This is a genomic window from Bacillus infantis NRRL B-14911, assembly GCF_000473245.1.
In the GTDB taxonomy this organism is placed as follows: Bacteria; Bacillota; Bacilli; order Bacillales; family Cytobacillaceae; genus Bacillus_AB; species Bacillus_AB infantis.
The window spans coordinates 2,347,821-2,361,573 of the sequence record NC_022524.1; the positions used below are offsets into that span (position 1 = coordinate 2,347,821).

Sequence of the window (13,753 nt, forward strand, 5' to 3'; positions counted from 1 at the left end):
AAAACACAGGAACGGGGTTCATAGATGAAGAAAGGCATTTATTTTATCAATGAAAAACTGGCAGCCGGAGATTATGCGCCTGAAATTGTACAGGAAATCCAAAAGAAGGCAGCGCAAAATTATATGAAATTAAACGGGATATCTCCTGTCAAGTTGAACCGCTGGCAGATTAATGAGCATTATGAAAACCTGCATGCCCTTTATTATGACTTAAAGGAAGGCAGAACGATGCTGGACTGCCTCGTATGTTATAATGAACAATCTGCTTCTGACTTCGCTGCTGCCTATCCAGCCAGATGGCTGCTGCTGAAAAGTTTTTTCCATGAAATATGCTTTTCAGAGGACCGGCTGCTGCCTGCAGCAGAGTAGATCAGAACAGAAAACCTCACATATGCGTTTTTAATATAGCGAAATAGGAAATATACATATTATAAAAACGAAATAGGAGGTCTGTCATGAAAAAATCGAAGTTATTGAAACCAATAGCAGCCGCCCTTCTGATGCTGCCGCTTGCTGCCTGCGGGAATGATGAGAATGAAGTCCAGGATCCGCCCCCTAGCGCACCTAGCCAGGAAGATGATTTGAATACAGATAATAAACAGCCGGTTGAGGATTTCTCCCGCATCAATTTTACAGATTTTGAGCTTGATGCTGAGTATCCGGATATGAAATCGTATGAAGTTGATTACGAATATGATCGAAATAATACGATGGAAGCTGAGATCAAAGATGGTTTAAATGATGAAGAATTAAACGGAGATGAAGCGCTGGACAAGCTGCTGGAAGCATTCAAGCAATTTACTTTTGATGAAGAGTCTTCTGAGGATGAGGTACTGGTACAGGTAATACAAGGCCTTGATCTTAACGAAGACTATGAAAATATTGAAGTTGAAGTAACTTTTACGGATGGTACAGAAAAAACTTATTCAAAATAAACGAAATCTGAAGGGACAGCTGGACTTAGCCCTTCAGATTTTTTACTGTGTTCCTGAATGGGAAATAAAAGGCTCTGCTGCTGAAAGCGGTATTTGCGGCCCTCCTTCTATAATCTGAACAGTTATCCTCCGCTTAACTTTCTGGCATGATTCTTTGTGTTTAAGGCACAATAACAGAATCACGGGAAGGCGGTGAGCCATGTTGAAAAAAGAATCCATTTTTATTACCGTGTTTGTTTTATTAACCATGCTCCTCTGTGTTCCTTCAGGCTCAGCTGTATTCAGCGAACACCATCCCAACATGCAGCTCAGGATCATGGAGACGACGGACCTTCACTCTTACATATTGAATTACGAATATAAAAGCGGAAAAAAAGTGAAGAGCTTCGGATTTGTAAAAACCGTTAGCTTAATCAAAAAAGCGCGCCTGGAGAGACATAATACCCTTCTTTTTGACAATGGCGATCTAATCCAGGGAAGTGCTCTGGGAGATTATATTCATGAGCATCCCGGCCTGCCTCACCCTATTATCAGCATTATGAACGAGCTGCAGTATGATGCCGCGGCAGCCGGCAATCATGAATTCAATTACGGGCTGGGCTATCTTAATAAAAAGCTGAAAGAGGCAGCCTTTCCTTATGTTAACAGCAATCTCTTTATCCAGGGTACAGAATCATTCCAGGAAGAGCTTCCCTATTTCTCCCCTTATGTGATTCTTCATCGGAACTTTACGGCAGATGATGGCAGAAAATATCCTGTCAAAATTGGTGTGATTGGTTTCATTACACCTGTTGTCCTGAAATGGGATGAAGAACATTTAAAAGGAAAGCTCAGCAATAAATCTATGGTCGAGTCAGCTGAGCATTATATTCCGATTATGAGGGAAAAAGGCGCAGATGTCATAATAGCACTGGCACATGCTGGTCTCGAAGCTGATGAACAGGTTAAGGATAAAAGCAGGAATTCAGTGCTCGGGCTGAGCAAGGTGCCTGGAATTGATGCCATTATGTTCGGCCATACCCACCAGGTCTTTCCGTCTCCTAAACTCAGGGACAGCAGCGGTCTGATCGATTCGGAAGCAGGGACAATCAATGGAATTCCGGCTGTACAGGCAGGTTCCTGGGGAAGCCATTTAGGGATTATAGATTTCAGCCTGGCTCTTGATGAAGGAAAGTGGAAAGTTGTATCAGCACATTCCGAAGTCCGCCCCGTCTTTCTGCCTGATACACCGGGCCTTTCAGGCGGCATTGAAAACGATCAGAGAGCAGAACAGCTCGCAGAGGAGATTCATACTAAAACGAAAAAGCATAAATGAGTGAACTGCAGGTAATTTTACTTTACTTCCAATCTCTGCTATTTTATACTAAAATGTATGAAATTAGACCTATTTCGATAGTAGGGGTGACTATTTATGCTGAAAGACAGCGAATATTTGCTTTTTATTAGGGAAATTGGCAGATTGATCACTGACTTTGAAAAATGCAAAGAGCCTGATATCCAGCAGAAAATCCTCCAGGATATAAAACTGCTGGGGTTTGCTCTCCAATAGTATAAGGTTAAAGATCTGCATTAGACTTTAAGACAACTAATGAAATTAGAAATCCCCTTCAGGCAAACAGAAGTTGTGATTGGGGGGAAACCCTCTGCTTCTGTTTTTCAATGAGCAAGTGGGCTTTGGGGGCCCTGACTAAGACCGTCTGATTCACTTTTCTGTAGCTAGATGGTGTTAGTCGCACTGACTAAGACCCTCTGATTCGCTTTTCTGTGGACAAGAGGGTATTAGTCGCTCTGACTAAGACCTTCTGATTCGCTTTTCTGTGGCTAGATGGTGTTAGTCGCACTGACTAAGACCGTCTGATTCGCTTTTCTGTGGACAGACGGTTTTAGTCGCACTGACTAAGACCGTCTGATTCACTTTTCTGTGGCTAGATGGTGTTATTTGCTCTGACTAAGACCCTCTGATTCGCTTTTCTGTGGACAGACGGTTTTAGTCGCACTGACTAAGACCCTCTGATTCGCTTTTCTGTGGACAAGAGGGTATTAGTCGCTCTGACTAAGACCGTCTGATTTACTTTTCTGTGGCTAGATGGTGTTAGTCGCTCTAACTAAGACCGTCTGATTCGCTTTTCTGCGGCTAGAGGGTATTAGTCGCTCTGACTAAGACCTCTGAATCGCTTTTCTGCAGCCAGAGGGTGTTAGTCGCTCTGACTAACACCCTCTGATTACTTGTCTCCGGACTGTTTTGAGTTTACCCCCTCTCTTTTTGTTCTTCCCTCCTCTTTTCATATACCTGCAGATTCATATAGATGGTATTCAGAACTGGCACTGGTAAACGGTGTTCAGCCGCTGCATCCAGGAGATATTTAAAGAAGTGGGCTGACTCGGTCTGCAAGCCTTTTTCCATGTCTCGCTGCATGGAAGATTTCATATGATATCCGACTGCATTTATTTTCTTAATGATATTTTCTTTTGCATCATCCGGAAGATTCGCTCCCAAGCTTTTCATGACAGGAAGGATTTCCAGAGCAAGCCCCTCTATGATGCTTCTCCCCTCTGCTGTATCCCTTATAGGACCGACTGGCGAACGTGTCAGCGTTGTAAGCCCGGACATCATGCTGATAAAAAGATACTTGCTCCACATTTCACTCACGATCTCACTGCTGTACCGGAAAGAAGCCTTTGTTCCGGCAAGTGCTTCACGTATTCGGGAAATCCGCCCGGTCTCCCTCCCGTCAATTTCGCCAAAAACAACCTCCTGTATATCGCTTTTCTGAACAATTTCTCCTTTTTCATCCAATGTTGATTCTATGAAGCAAAGACCTCCAAGGAGCCTCTCCTTTCCAAAGGCCCTTTCAAGCGTGTCCATATGTGCAATGCCATTCAGCAGCGGAAGGATGCATGTACCTTCTCCAGCAAAAGGCTTAATATTTCCGATGGCTTCCTCAAGGTGATAGGCTTTCACAGAAAGCAAGATCAAATCAAAGTTTTCTTCTGAAGGAAGCCCTGTTCTCAGAAGCTTTGGTTTCAACATCGCATCTCCATGTACGCTGTTGATGACCAGGCCGTTCTGCTGAAGCTGATCGTATTTCTTTTCCCTTACTAGAAAGGTAACATCTTCTCCTTTTTCAAGGAGCCTGCCTCCGAAATACCCTCCTACTGCTCCTGCCCCTGCAATCAATATACGCATATTCTTACCTTCCTTTCTCAGAAAACGGCTGCAAAAATAAATCCTGCATCATTCCGTTTATTTCCAGCATTATTTTTAATTTTAGCACAGCATCTAAGCAGAAGAGCCCGGAAATGCTCATCCAGGCTCTTACGCATAATTGATCTTAAGCAACTCTTCCTGTGATATCTTCTTCGAGTGCGATATTGTTCTTTCTTGCCCTTCCTGCAGCGTTATAGAAAAGAACAGTGATAATAACCGTAGCAATCGCAGCCCCTAAATACGATATATTCATTGAAAGGCCAAATCCGATTTTTGCGTTCAGGATATAAGTGACGGTGGCCATTGTCATGAAGATGCCCGGTATCATGGCAATCCAATAATTTTTTCTTGCAATGAAAAGGTACATGCTTGCTACCCAAAGGGCGATGACAGCAGTAGACTGGTTTGCCCAGGAGAAGTATCTCCAAAGAATCTCAAAGTCAATCTTTGTCAGTGCAAATGATATTACAAACAGCGGCAGGGCGATAACCAGGCGGTTGCCCAGCTTCTGCTGGCCGAAGCGGATATAGTCGGCAATGATCATCCTTGCACTCCGGAAAGCAGTGTCGCCTGATGTGATCGGCAGGACTATCACTCCGAGCACAGCCAGTGTTCCGCCGACAGCACCAAGAGTCAGTTTGGAAGCTTCACTTACTACTGCGGCAGGCCCGCCTGCTGCAAGCAGTTCATTCAAGCCTGCAGAGCCATTGAAAAGGCTCATTGCAGCTGCAGCCCAAATCATGGCAATAACGCCTTCTGCAATCATCATGCCATAGAAAATCTTTCTGCCTTGGTCCTCATTTTCTGTTGTCCTCGAAATGATTGGGGTCTGGGTCGCATGGAATCCGGATAAAGCCCCGCAGGAAATTGTCAGGAACAGAAGCGGGAAGATCGGTGCATTATCAGGATGCATGTTTGTCAGATTGATTTCAGGGATAGGCGCACCGCTGATGATGAGCGAAGCCCCTACTCCAAGCGCACTGATCAAAAGCAATGCTCCAAAGATGGGATAAAAGCGTCCAATGATTTTGTCAATCGGCAATAGTGTCGCCAGTATATAGTAGATAAAGATGGCACCAAGAATCAGGCCCATGCTCATCCACCCGTTCATCAAATTGTGAAGAAGCCCTGCCGGGGAAGTAACAAATACAGTTCCCACAAGAAGCAGCAGCAGAATGGCAAATGCATTCACAACATGCTTCATAAAGCTGCCGAGAAATTTTCCGGCCAGTTCCGGCAAGTGTGCACCCCTGTTGCGGATGGAAATCATACCTGTCAGATAATCATGGACAGCACCGGCGAAAATGCAGCCGAGCACAATCCACAGGAAAGCAACTGGTCCATATAATGCACCCATGATAGGTCCAAAGATCGGACCAACACCTGCTATATTCAGCAGCTGGATGAGAGAGTTTTTTTTCGTATTCATCGGCAGATAATCAACGCCGTCTTTGTGCGTATAAGCTGGAGTCTGCCTCTCCTTTTTAACGCCGAATACTTTTTCTACAAATTTTCCATAAGTGAAATACCCTGCTATAAGTAAAATGATGCCTGCTATAAAAGAATACAATTGAAATGCCTCCTTTTGTAATCGCTTACAGAAAGTATAAGGCACCTGGAGGAAAATGTGGCGGAATTGTGGCCAACATGTCAATAATCTGTCTTAAGATGCTGAAATAGAGAGGTGAAATGCAGGCACAATACTCCTGCCTGCATCACTAAATTTCCAGCCTGCTCCTTAATCCTTTGGCATAATTCCGGCTGACAGATAATATTTCTTCAGACCCCTCCACTTCAAGCTGGTAAGCGCCGTTAAACCATGGAGTCAACCTTGATACATAGGGCAGATGGACGATTGTGCTTTTATGTATGCGGAAAAAAGGAAATTGCTGCAGCCTGCTTTCAAGCTCCTTTAATGGAGTTTTAACAGAATAGCTTCCGTTTTTCGCAACAATCCTTGAAACTTTATCATCACGAGAAATATATAGGATGGACAATGGGTCTAATATAAGAGATATTGCCATCTTCCTCCACTGCCAGTTTCCCCGGGTTCACGGCTGCGGCTGTGCTGTCGCCTTCTTCTGCAAAAATCTTTCTGAGTCTTGATACAGTTTCTTTAACCAGCTCTTCGTCAAAGGGCTTCAGCAGATAATCAACCGCTTCATAGCGGAAAGCTTCTGCCGCAAACTGCGGGTAAGCTGTCGCAAAGATTATTTTTGGCACTTTTTTTAAATCATTCAGCGATCGGGCGGCTTCCATGCCATTCATTTTTGGCATTTCAATATCCAAAAATACAGCATCCGGCTGCAGCTGCAGACACTGGATGACTGCCTGTTCACCAGATTCTGCTTCCCCTATTACCTGAAGGTCTCCATATTCGTTCAGCAGGTGAACAAGCTCCTGCCTGCTGTATGGCTCATCGTCCGCAATCAGTATGCTGATTTTTCTTTCCATGCTATTCTTCTCCTTTGTCCGGCAGCACGAATGAGACTGTCGTCCCTTCATTCAGCCTGCTGTCAAAATTAAGTCCGGCTCTTTCCCCAAAGAGCATCGCCAGCCTCCTGTTTACATTATAAATTCCAAGTCCAGTCCCAGTCAGGGAAGGTACGATGCCCCTTGCCAGCTGGTGAAGGCGTTCTGTTTCGATACCTGCCCCATTGTCAGAAACGGAAACTTTTGTCCCTTCTTTTTTAACAGCAGCAGAAATAATGATCCTGCAGTCAGCTTCCTTATCCTTGATGCCATGCTTTACTGCATTCTCTACAAGCGGCTGGAGTGTCAGCGGCGGAATTTGAGCAGAAAGTGCTTCCTCTTCTATCCGGAATTCAGTTTTAAGCCTGTCAGAAAATCTTGCTTCCTCTATTTCCAAGTAGGCTTGTACATGCTTTAATTCTTCCTTCAATGTTGTACGTTCCAAAGTTGTACCCGTAAGATTCTGCCTCAGGAAATGGGAAAGCGACAAGAGCAGCTTGCGGGCTTTCTTTGGATCAATGCGAATCAGGGAAACGATTACATTCAAAGTATTAAACAAAAAGTGCGGGCTGATTTGTGCCTGCAGTGCCTTGATTTCTGCATCCTTCGCAAGCTGGTATGCTTTCTCTCCCCTTGCAGCATCTAGCTGATTGCTAAGGAGCATGCTCAGACCGGAAATTAATTCAATGACTACATTGGTAATTTCTTTTTCTGACTTAAAATAGAATTTCAAGGTGCCGATGGTCTGTCCCCTTTCCTTCAGCGGAGCAATGGCGGCAGCACCAAGCGGACATGACGGACTGCTGCAGCTGATATCATTCCTGCCGGCAATGATCAAGGCTCCTTGGCCAAGCACCTTTCTGGTTATATCTGTTTGAATCAGATGTCCTGATTTGTGATGGTCATCAGCCACGCCAATATGAGACAGGATGCGTTCATCATCTGTAATCGACACGGCGCTTGCATTGACTTCGTGGTAAAGGATGCGGCATACCTCTTCTGCCGCATCTCTGGTCATCCCTTTTCGCAGATGCTTCAAAGTCTGGCGTGCCAGCCGCAGGGATCTCTGCGCCTGGATGGCTGCAGCTTTTTCCTCTTCATTGACCACGCTTTTGATGATCAGCAGGAAAATGGCACAGCCGACTCCATTGGCGAGAATCATGGGCAGACCGATGGTTTCGACCAAAGCTGAAGCTTTACTATAAGGACTTGAGAGAAGAAGGATGATAAGCATCTGCACACTTTCGGCCAGGGCTCCGATAAAAAACGCTGTCGACAGCTTCACATGCCTGTTTCTCTTATGCAGGATGCTTGCAATGATCCCAGCAAAGATTGAAGCCAAGCCGCAGGAAAAAGCTGTAAAGCCGCCCAATGTAAAACGGTGGACTCCTGCCACCAATCCGGCGCCAATCCCTACCCTGTATCCTCCGAATAGTCCGGCAAGAACCACGCCGATCACCCTGGAGTTTGCAATGGCTTCATCTGAAGATAGCTCTGACGCCCAGCGGCTGAACTGCAGGGTATCCGTGTCAAAACTGACACCGGTATAGGTGCCGAATATACCGAAGAATCCAAAAAAAAGAACAGCGACCCACCGCTGTTTTGCCGTCAATGATTCCTGGTATATCATTTCGCGGAAAAAACGGAATCTGGTCAAAACGAAGGCTATGGTAACAATCAGGCCAAGCCTCTCGAGCATTGTCAGCAGCAGCTCGAACATACGGACACCTTCTTCCTACCAGTTAATTGCCCCTATTTTACTATAATTTCTTAAGCTTTACTATTATCCAGGAAAAGAGAACATAAATAAGCACCTGCCGGAAAGGCAGGTGCTTCACTGTTCAGGCTAATATTAAAAGCGCAACCATGACAACAGATGGGAGGCCGTAGTAAAGAGCATTTTTGAATAAGATCTCATTAGTATCCTGGTTCTCCCACCCTTTGTATTCTGGACGCCTGCGGGTATACCACTCGCCATATGTCTGCATGATTATCACCCTTTCTTTTATCTGTTCTATACCCGTGCAGGAAGAAAAGTACACATTTGGATTACAAGAAACGGATTAGATAATTTTCAAGCCCTGCTGGAAAAAGTACTTCCCTCTCATCAATAAAAGAAATAACCGGTATCCATTTTGCTTCCGACTTTCTCCCATTTTCGTTCACTGGAATGGACTCTTTTTCGTATAGTGACTCATTCACAAGCTCGGCCTCATAAAGCTGTGTCAATTCATGTCTCGTGATTCCATTAATAGAGTAAATGTTTTCTAAGCAGGCAATATAATTCACTATATTGATCTCTGCTCCTATCTCTTCCATGAACTCTCTTTTCAAAGCATCTATCGAGGTTTCCCCAAGTTCTATTGTTCCTCCGAGCGGGCGGTAAAAGACTCCCTCACCCTTTGAATGCTTCCCGCTGAGCTTTTCCGCCAGGATGCGGCCGTCCTTATAAATAATGCCCAATGTATTTGCTCTTGGCCTGTCCACCATCATTCGAACTCCTTTAGTAAACTAAATATAATTTCAGTTGACATATAGTCGTTTTCCATCTTATTCTTATTTTAGTATAAAACAATTCTGGGAGGCATAATTCATGAAAAAGAAATTGACGCCGCTACATCTTTCATTGGCCGGTATGTTTACTGCCCTGATGGCAATTGGAGCAAATATCACATCATTCGTCCCATTCATGGTAATCGGAGGGGTCCCTATTACCCTGCAAACATTCATCGCGATCCTCTCTGGCGCCATCCTTGGCAGCAGGCTGTCAGCCATCGCCATGACTGTATATGCCTTGGTTGGCATCGCTGGTGTCCCTGTGTTTGCAAAATTCGGCTCCGGCTTTGCGACTGTCATCAGCCCGACATTCGGCTTCATCCTTACATATATTCTTGCAGCTTATGCAACAGGGAAGATAATTGAAAAGAATTCAAGCAAAGCATCTTATATCACAGCTGCGCTTACGGGACTGGCCGTCAATTATATATTAGGGACAAACTATATGTATCTAGCCTATAAACTATGGTTTGCAGCACCGGAAGGCTTCACTTATGCGATGGCATGGATCTGGATGCTGGTTCCGCTGCCTAAGGATATCATACTTTCCGTACTGGCCGGCCTTCTTGCACTAAGACTGAATCGGAATGCGCTTTCTGGCAGCCGTTTGAATAAACTGAAACAGTCAGCATGATGCCATAAAGATTCTGTCATGATGGGCAGAATCTTTTTACTTTCAGCAGGTGCTGGAATTGTTTGTCCTTCCCGGCAGTCCGGCTGCATATACTATAGCAAACTGCTTTTGGGAGGTACTTATGTTTCAGCTTTTGGAAAAAACCATAATCATGATGGCTTCACTGAGGATTTTTTCGGGAAGCCTTGAAATTTTGGCTGCATTTCTGATCATCAAATACAATGATATTGAAAAAGCACTCGTATTGAACAGCTCTCTCGCCCTCGTTGGCCCGCTAATCCTGATTGCAACAACCACTATAGGGCTCATTGGCCTTGCCGATAAGGTTTCATTTACCAAGATGCTCTGGGTATTTGCCGGTGTCGGCTGCATATTGTATGGAGTGAAGAGCTGAGCGCAGCTTATATATGGATTGTAGGCTTATTAAAAGCTTAATTAATTATCATTTTTCCAATCCCTTAGCTTTCAGCTGGAGTGGTGCAGTTGATTTCCGTGCACTTCGCTTTCTGCGGGGAGGCGCTGTTTTACCGAAGGACTCTGCGTGCCTTTCACTCCAATCAGCAGGGGTTTAATAATTTTTTGGGTTTTTGAAGAGGCCCTATAGGATCTGCAAAGACTAAAAGCTATTTTATTTTAAGCAACGGCTTCACCTCTGGAGAAAAAGTATATTCAATTAATGTTATCCAACATGGAAAAGGACCTGCCCGCTCATTACCGCGGCCGGTCCTTTTGTTATTTTTCAGCAGCTGCAAGTGCAGCATTGATATCAATCAGGCCATTGCCGAAGTAAGCATCCCTGCCTTCTTCCCCAATATCCCTCGCTGTACCTTTTATAATATTCATGACCTCTCTATTGGACAGATCAGGATTGACTGAAAGAATGAGCCCTGCAAGTCCTGCGACATGCGGGCTTGCCATGGATGTGCCTGAAAGGGCTGCATACTGATTTTTAAAATAGGTGCTTGGAATATACACACCTGGTGCAGTCACATCAATATAATAACCATAATTAGAAAAATCAGCTTTTTCACCCGTATAGCTTACAGCCGACACACTGAGCACTTCCGGAAAGGCAGCCGGAAATGATGGCTGTTCAGAGTTGTCATTCCCTGCAGCTGAAATGAGGACTGCTCCTTTGTCATAAGCATACCGGATCGCTTCCTCCAGGAAAGCAGACGGCTGGTAGTTGCCAAGGCTCAGATTGATCACATCTGCTCCGTGATCCGCTGCCCAGATAATGCCCTTGGCGATATCGAATGTATAACCGTAGCCCTTGCTGCCCATTGCCTTAACCGGCATGATCCGATTATTCCAGGTTATGCCTGCAATACCTTCCCCATTGTTTGTTTCAGAAGCTATAATGCCTGCAACGTGAGTTCCATGGCCATTGTCGTCGTCAAAATCGCTGCTGTTCTGCATAACATTATAGCCCTTCATCAATCTTCTCCTGAGATCAGGATGATCTATATCCACCCCTGTATCGACAACGGCAATAATGATATCTTCGTCACCCTTTGAGATATCCCAGGCTTTCTCAATATCGATGGCAGGCAGGTTCCATTGGTACTTTTCTCTATAAAGCAGGTCATTTGGAAGCTGAGTTTCATTTTGCATCAGGATGAAGTTAGGCTCTGCATAGGCGACATCAGTCCGTTCCCTGAAAAACTGCAGAAGGTCTGCGGTTGTCATACTGTCAGACTGAAAAACAAATATGGAATCCATGTGCCGGAAGAATTCTGCATCAAGTCCGGCTGCCAGACTGTCAAGCTCATCATCATCAGGAGGAGAGGAAAATTTAACAGTAGCTTCATGCTCTATATAGTGGCTTTTATCCTTCAGGTTATGATGGATGATCTTCACATCGTCATCCCCGTTCAGGATTGTTTTAATTCTTTCGCCCTGTTCTATTGCATTGATTCTCAGCAGGCGGCTTGAGCTTTGTTCTAAAGATTGTGTATGACCGGAGAGCTCCCCTTCATCTTTCCTTTCATGGTTGTTGCCCGGCAGCTGGAATAACATCATAACAGCCGCAAACAACGCTGCAGCACTGATGAGGGCTGTGATTATTCTTTTCATTAAAGTGCACCTCGGGTTGTCAGTTTTCTCTTAGCGTGCTCATGAATGCTGCTAATCATGATGGTAAACATTCACATCGGACACAGCCTTAAGTTTGAATACAGGGAGTATACAAAAGCACCTTTTATAAAAAGCTAACAAAAAATCAACATCAAAGGAGACTGGAATGATCATTCGTATCTGGCTGATTTACTTATGGGATTTCCTTGATCCTGTCTATTATTGCTGTACAAGGTTGTTTCATTTAAAGCTGGAGGAAAAGTACAGCGTATTCCGGGTCAGAAAGACGAAATATCGAGGTCCCGATATCATCCTCTCAGACGGCTCCTCCCTCAAAAAAAATGATATTGTCATCAAAATCCATCTTCATAATTCGAGGCTTCTCAAGCAGCTTGTCCACATTAAAAGCCCGGTATCCAGAGGCAGAGCTTTAATCAGAATTGTCGGCGAATCCATGCCCTGTCTGGCTCTGCATCTTGAAAAGCATCCTGACAACGACTTAATCAAGGGTGTCATAGGCATCACCATGATTAACAAAGGCTACCAGATTCTTGGCTTTGAACGTCATCCTTTGACACACAGGGGGTATATTCTCCTTAAGCAGCTGATGCAGGCACCGATTTATTTTTTGTCCCAGCCTAAAGCTAAATGGAAGGACTTAAAGGATGCAGCTCCTGCGTATCTCGTCATGACAAAGCAGCAGCTGGCAGCAAAATATCGTCAGTCCCTTTTACAGCAATAATAGCTGACTATTTTAGATCCTGCATTTACAGCTTTCTGCTGCATAGAAAAGGCACACTTCTTTTGGAAGTGTGCCTCATTATTATCTAATCCCTTTTCCATGTGGTGATGTTGTCAGTTTCAAGGATACCCATCCTGACATCCCCGACATCCGGATCTTTGAAGAGCTTATCCCGGACCCTGTAGATGATATCATCTGCTATGGCCAGGGAAAGGCCGGCTTTCAGCTCAATATAGCTTTCAATATGATACTTCCTTCCTTCCTGGAGGATGCGCATATCTTTAATATCAACCACGTCCGGATCTGATAGGATGGTATCTGCCACCCGGTCTTCAATTTCCTTTGGTGCCGCAACACCAATCAGTCCAAGAGTATTTTCATATCCAATTTTGATGGCAATTCCCACCAGCAGGAATCCAATCAGGATTGTCCCTACCCCATCCAGGAAATAGAAGCCTGTCAAATGGGCAAGGATGATTGAAATAAGTGCCAGCAGAGCCCCGAAGGTCGCGATGATATCTTCATAAAAGACAAGTCTTGTAGGCGGTGCAGCAAGGCGGACATTCTTAAATGAAGTCGTAAATACGCTGAATCCCTTTGCCCCGCTTTTTGTTTCATGGGCAATCTCTTTCATTGCCTTCACAAGGACTCCCCCATCTGTCAAGATGGCAAGAATCATGATAATGATGTTCAGCCACAAATCAGAAGACTCATGGGGATGGACAATAAGGTCCCATCCTTTATGAATGGTTTCGTATGCCATAATGGAAATCACAATAACGGCGATCAAAACGAATAAATTGACCACACGGCCAAATCCGCTTGGAAATCTTTTTGTTGCTTCTTTCTCGGATATGGCGCTTCCGAAGAAGACGAATCCCTGGTTCAATGCATCCGCAACCGAATGAAGGGTCGTAGCAAACATGGCACCGCTGCCGCTTATTGCTGCTGCGACTCCTTTGGCGATGGCTAAAGCCGTATTCCCTACAGCTGCAATCCCTGAAGACTTATTCCCTCTTTTTAAAAACGCAAGCAGTGACATCACCCTCTATCTTTGTAGTCTTTGTTTTAATATTTATTTACCATGATAGAGCGAAAACCAAACCTCTCAAATAAAAGGGTGGCAATCA

General features: G+C 44.6%; 13 protein-coding genes and 1 pseudogene. 7 read left to right on the forward strand and 7 right to left on the reverse strand.

Annotated elements, in window-relative coordinates:
• Positions 1–24 precede the first annotated feature (24 nt).
• The 4 genes from N288_RS11695 (at position 25) to N288_RS25385 (ending at position 2,484) form a co-directional block, all read left to right on the forward strand.
• Positions 25–369, forward strand: coding sequence for a hypothetical protein (locus tag N288_RS11695; protein WP_009793749.1), 345 nt, complete (start codon positions 25–27; stop codon positions 367–369).
• A gap of 86 nt (positions 370–455) precedes the next feature.
• Positions 456–935 carry a YusW family protein gene (locus N288_RS11700; protein WP_009793748.1) on the forward strand — a complete coding sequence of 160 codons (480 nt, stop codon included), beginning with the start codon at positions 456–458 and terminating at the stop codon, positions 933–935.
• Positions 936–1,134: 199 nt separating this feature from the next.
• Positions 1,135–2,250 (forward strand): metallophosphoesterase, encoded by a 1,116-nt coding sequence (locus N288_RS11705; RefSeq protein ID WP_022543876.1) that lies wholly within the window; start codon positions 1,135–1,137, stop codon positions 2,248–2,250.
• 96 nt (positions 2,251–2,346) lie between these two features.
• Positions 2,347–2,484, forward strand: a complete 138-nt coding sequence (locus N288_RS25385) for a hypothetical protein (RefSeq protein ID WP_009793745.1) — start codon at positions 2,347–2,349, stop codon at positions 2,482–2,484.
• A 699-nt stretch (positions 2,485–3,183) separates the two neighbouring features.
• On the opposite strand, the gene N288_RS11710 is transcribed toward N288_RS25385, so the two are convergent.
• The 5 genes and pseudogenes from N288_RS11710 to N288_RS11730 all read right to left on the reverse strand — a co-directional run bounded on the left by N288_RS11710 (position 3,184) and on the right by N288_RS11730 (position 9,108).
• On the reverse strand, positions 3,184–4,122 hold the full coding sequence (locus tag N288_RS11710; protein WP_009793744.1) for a ketopantoate reductase family protein: 939 nt from the start codon (positions 4,120–4,122) through the stop codon (positions 3,184–3,186).
• Between the two features lie 145 nt (positions 4,123–4,267).
• Positions 4,268–5,713 carry a carbon starvation CstA family protein gene (locus tag N288_RS11715; RefSeq protein ID WP_009793742.1) on the reverse strand — a complete coding sequence of 482 codons (1,446 nt, stop codon included), beginning with the start codon at positions 5,711–5,713 and terminating at the stop codon, positions 4,268–4,270.
• A 148-nt stretch (positions 5,714–5,861) separates the two neighbouring features.
• Positions 5,862–6,597 (reverse strand): annotated as a pseudogene (locus tag N288_RS11720) (LytR/AlgR family response regulator transcription factor).
• Between the two features lies 1 nt (position 6,598).
• The gene (locus N288_RS11725; RefSeq protein ID WP_009793739.1) at positions 6,599–8,335 is read right to left on the reverse strand and encodes a sensor histidine kinase; all 1,737 of its coding nucleotides are present in this window, start codon (positions 8,333–8,335) and stop codon (positions 6,599–6,601) included.
• A 329-nt stretch (positions 8,336–8,664) separates the two neighbouring features.
• A complete protein-coding gene (locus N288_RS11730) occupies positions 8,665–9,108 on the reverse strand; it encodes an NUDIX hydrolase (protein ID WP_009793737.1) in 444 nt (147 codons plus the stop codon).
• 100 nt (positions 9,109–9,208) lie between these two features.
• Here N288_RS11730 and N288_RS11735 point away from each other — a divergent pair, with 100 nt between their 5' ends.
• Positions 9,209–9,805: a biotin transporter BioY gene (locus N288_RS11735; RefSeq protein WP_009793736.1), complete on the forward strand. Its 597-nt coding sequence runs from the start codon at positions 9,209–9,211 to the stop codon at positions 9,803–9,805.
• Positions 9,806–9,926: 121 nt separating this feature from the next.
• Entirely contained in the window at positions 9,927–10,199 is a 273-nt protein-coding gene (locus N288_RS11740; RefSeq protein WP_022543878.1) for a YqhV family protein, read from the forward strand.
• 338 nt (positions 10,200–10,537) lie between these two features.
• Here N288_RS11740 and N288_RS11745 read toward each other — a convergent pair whose 3' ends face one another.
• Entirely contained in the window at positions 10,538–11,881 is a 1,344-nt protein-coding gene (locus N288_RS11745; protein ID WP_009793734.1) for a S8 family peptidase, read from the reverse strand.
• 166 nt (positions 11,882–12,047) lie between these two features.
• Between N288_RS11745 and N288_RS11750 the strand changes: the two genes are divergently transcribed.
• A complete protein-coding gene (locus N288_RS11750; RefSeq protein WP_009793733.1) occupies positions 12,048–12,623 on the forward strand; it encodes a YkoP family protein in 576 nt (191 codons plus the stop codon).
• Positions 12,624–12,708: 85 nt separating this feature from the next.
• Here the strand turns inward: N288_RS11750 and N288_RS11755 are convergent, their stop codons facing one another.
• Positions 12,709–13,665, reverse strand: a complete 957-nt coding sequence (locus N288_RS11755; protein ID WP_009793732.1) for a cation diffusion facilitator family transporter — start codon at positions 13,663–13,665, stop codon at positions 12,709–12,711.
• Positions 13,666–13,753: the final 88 nt, after the last annotated feature.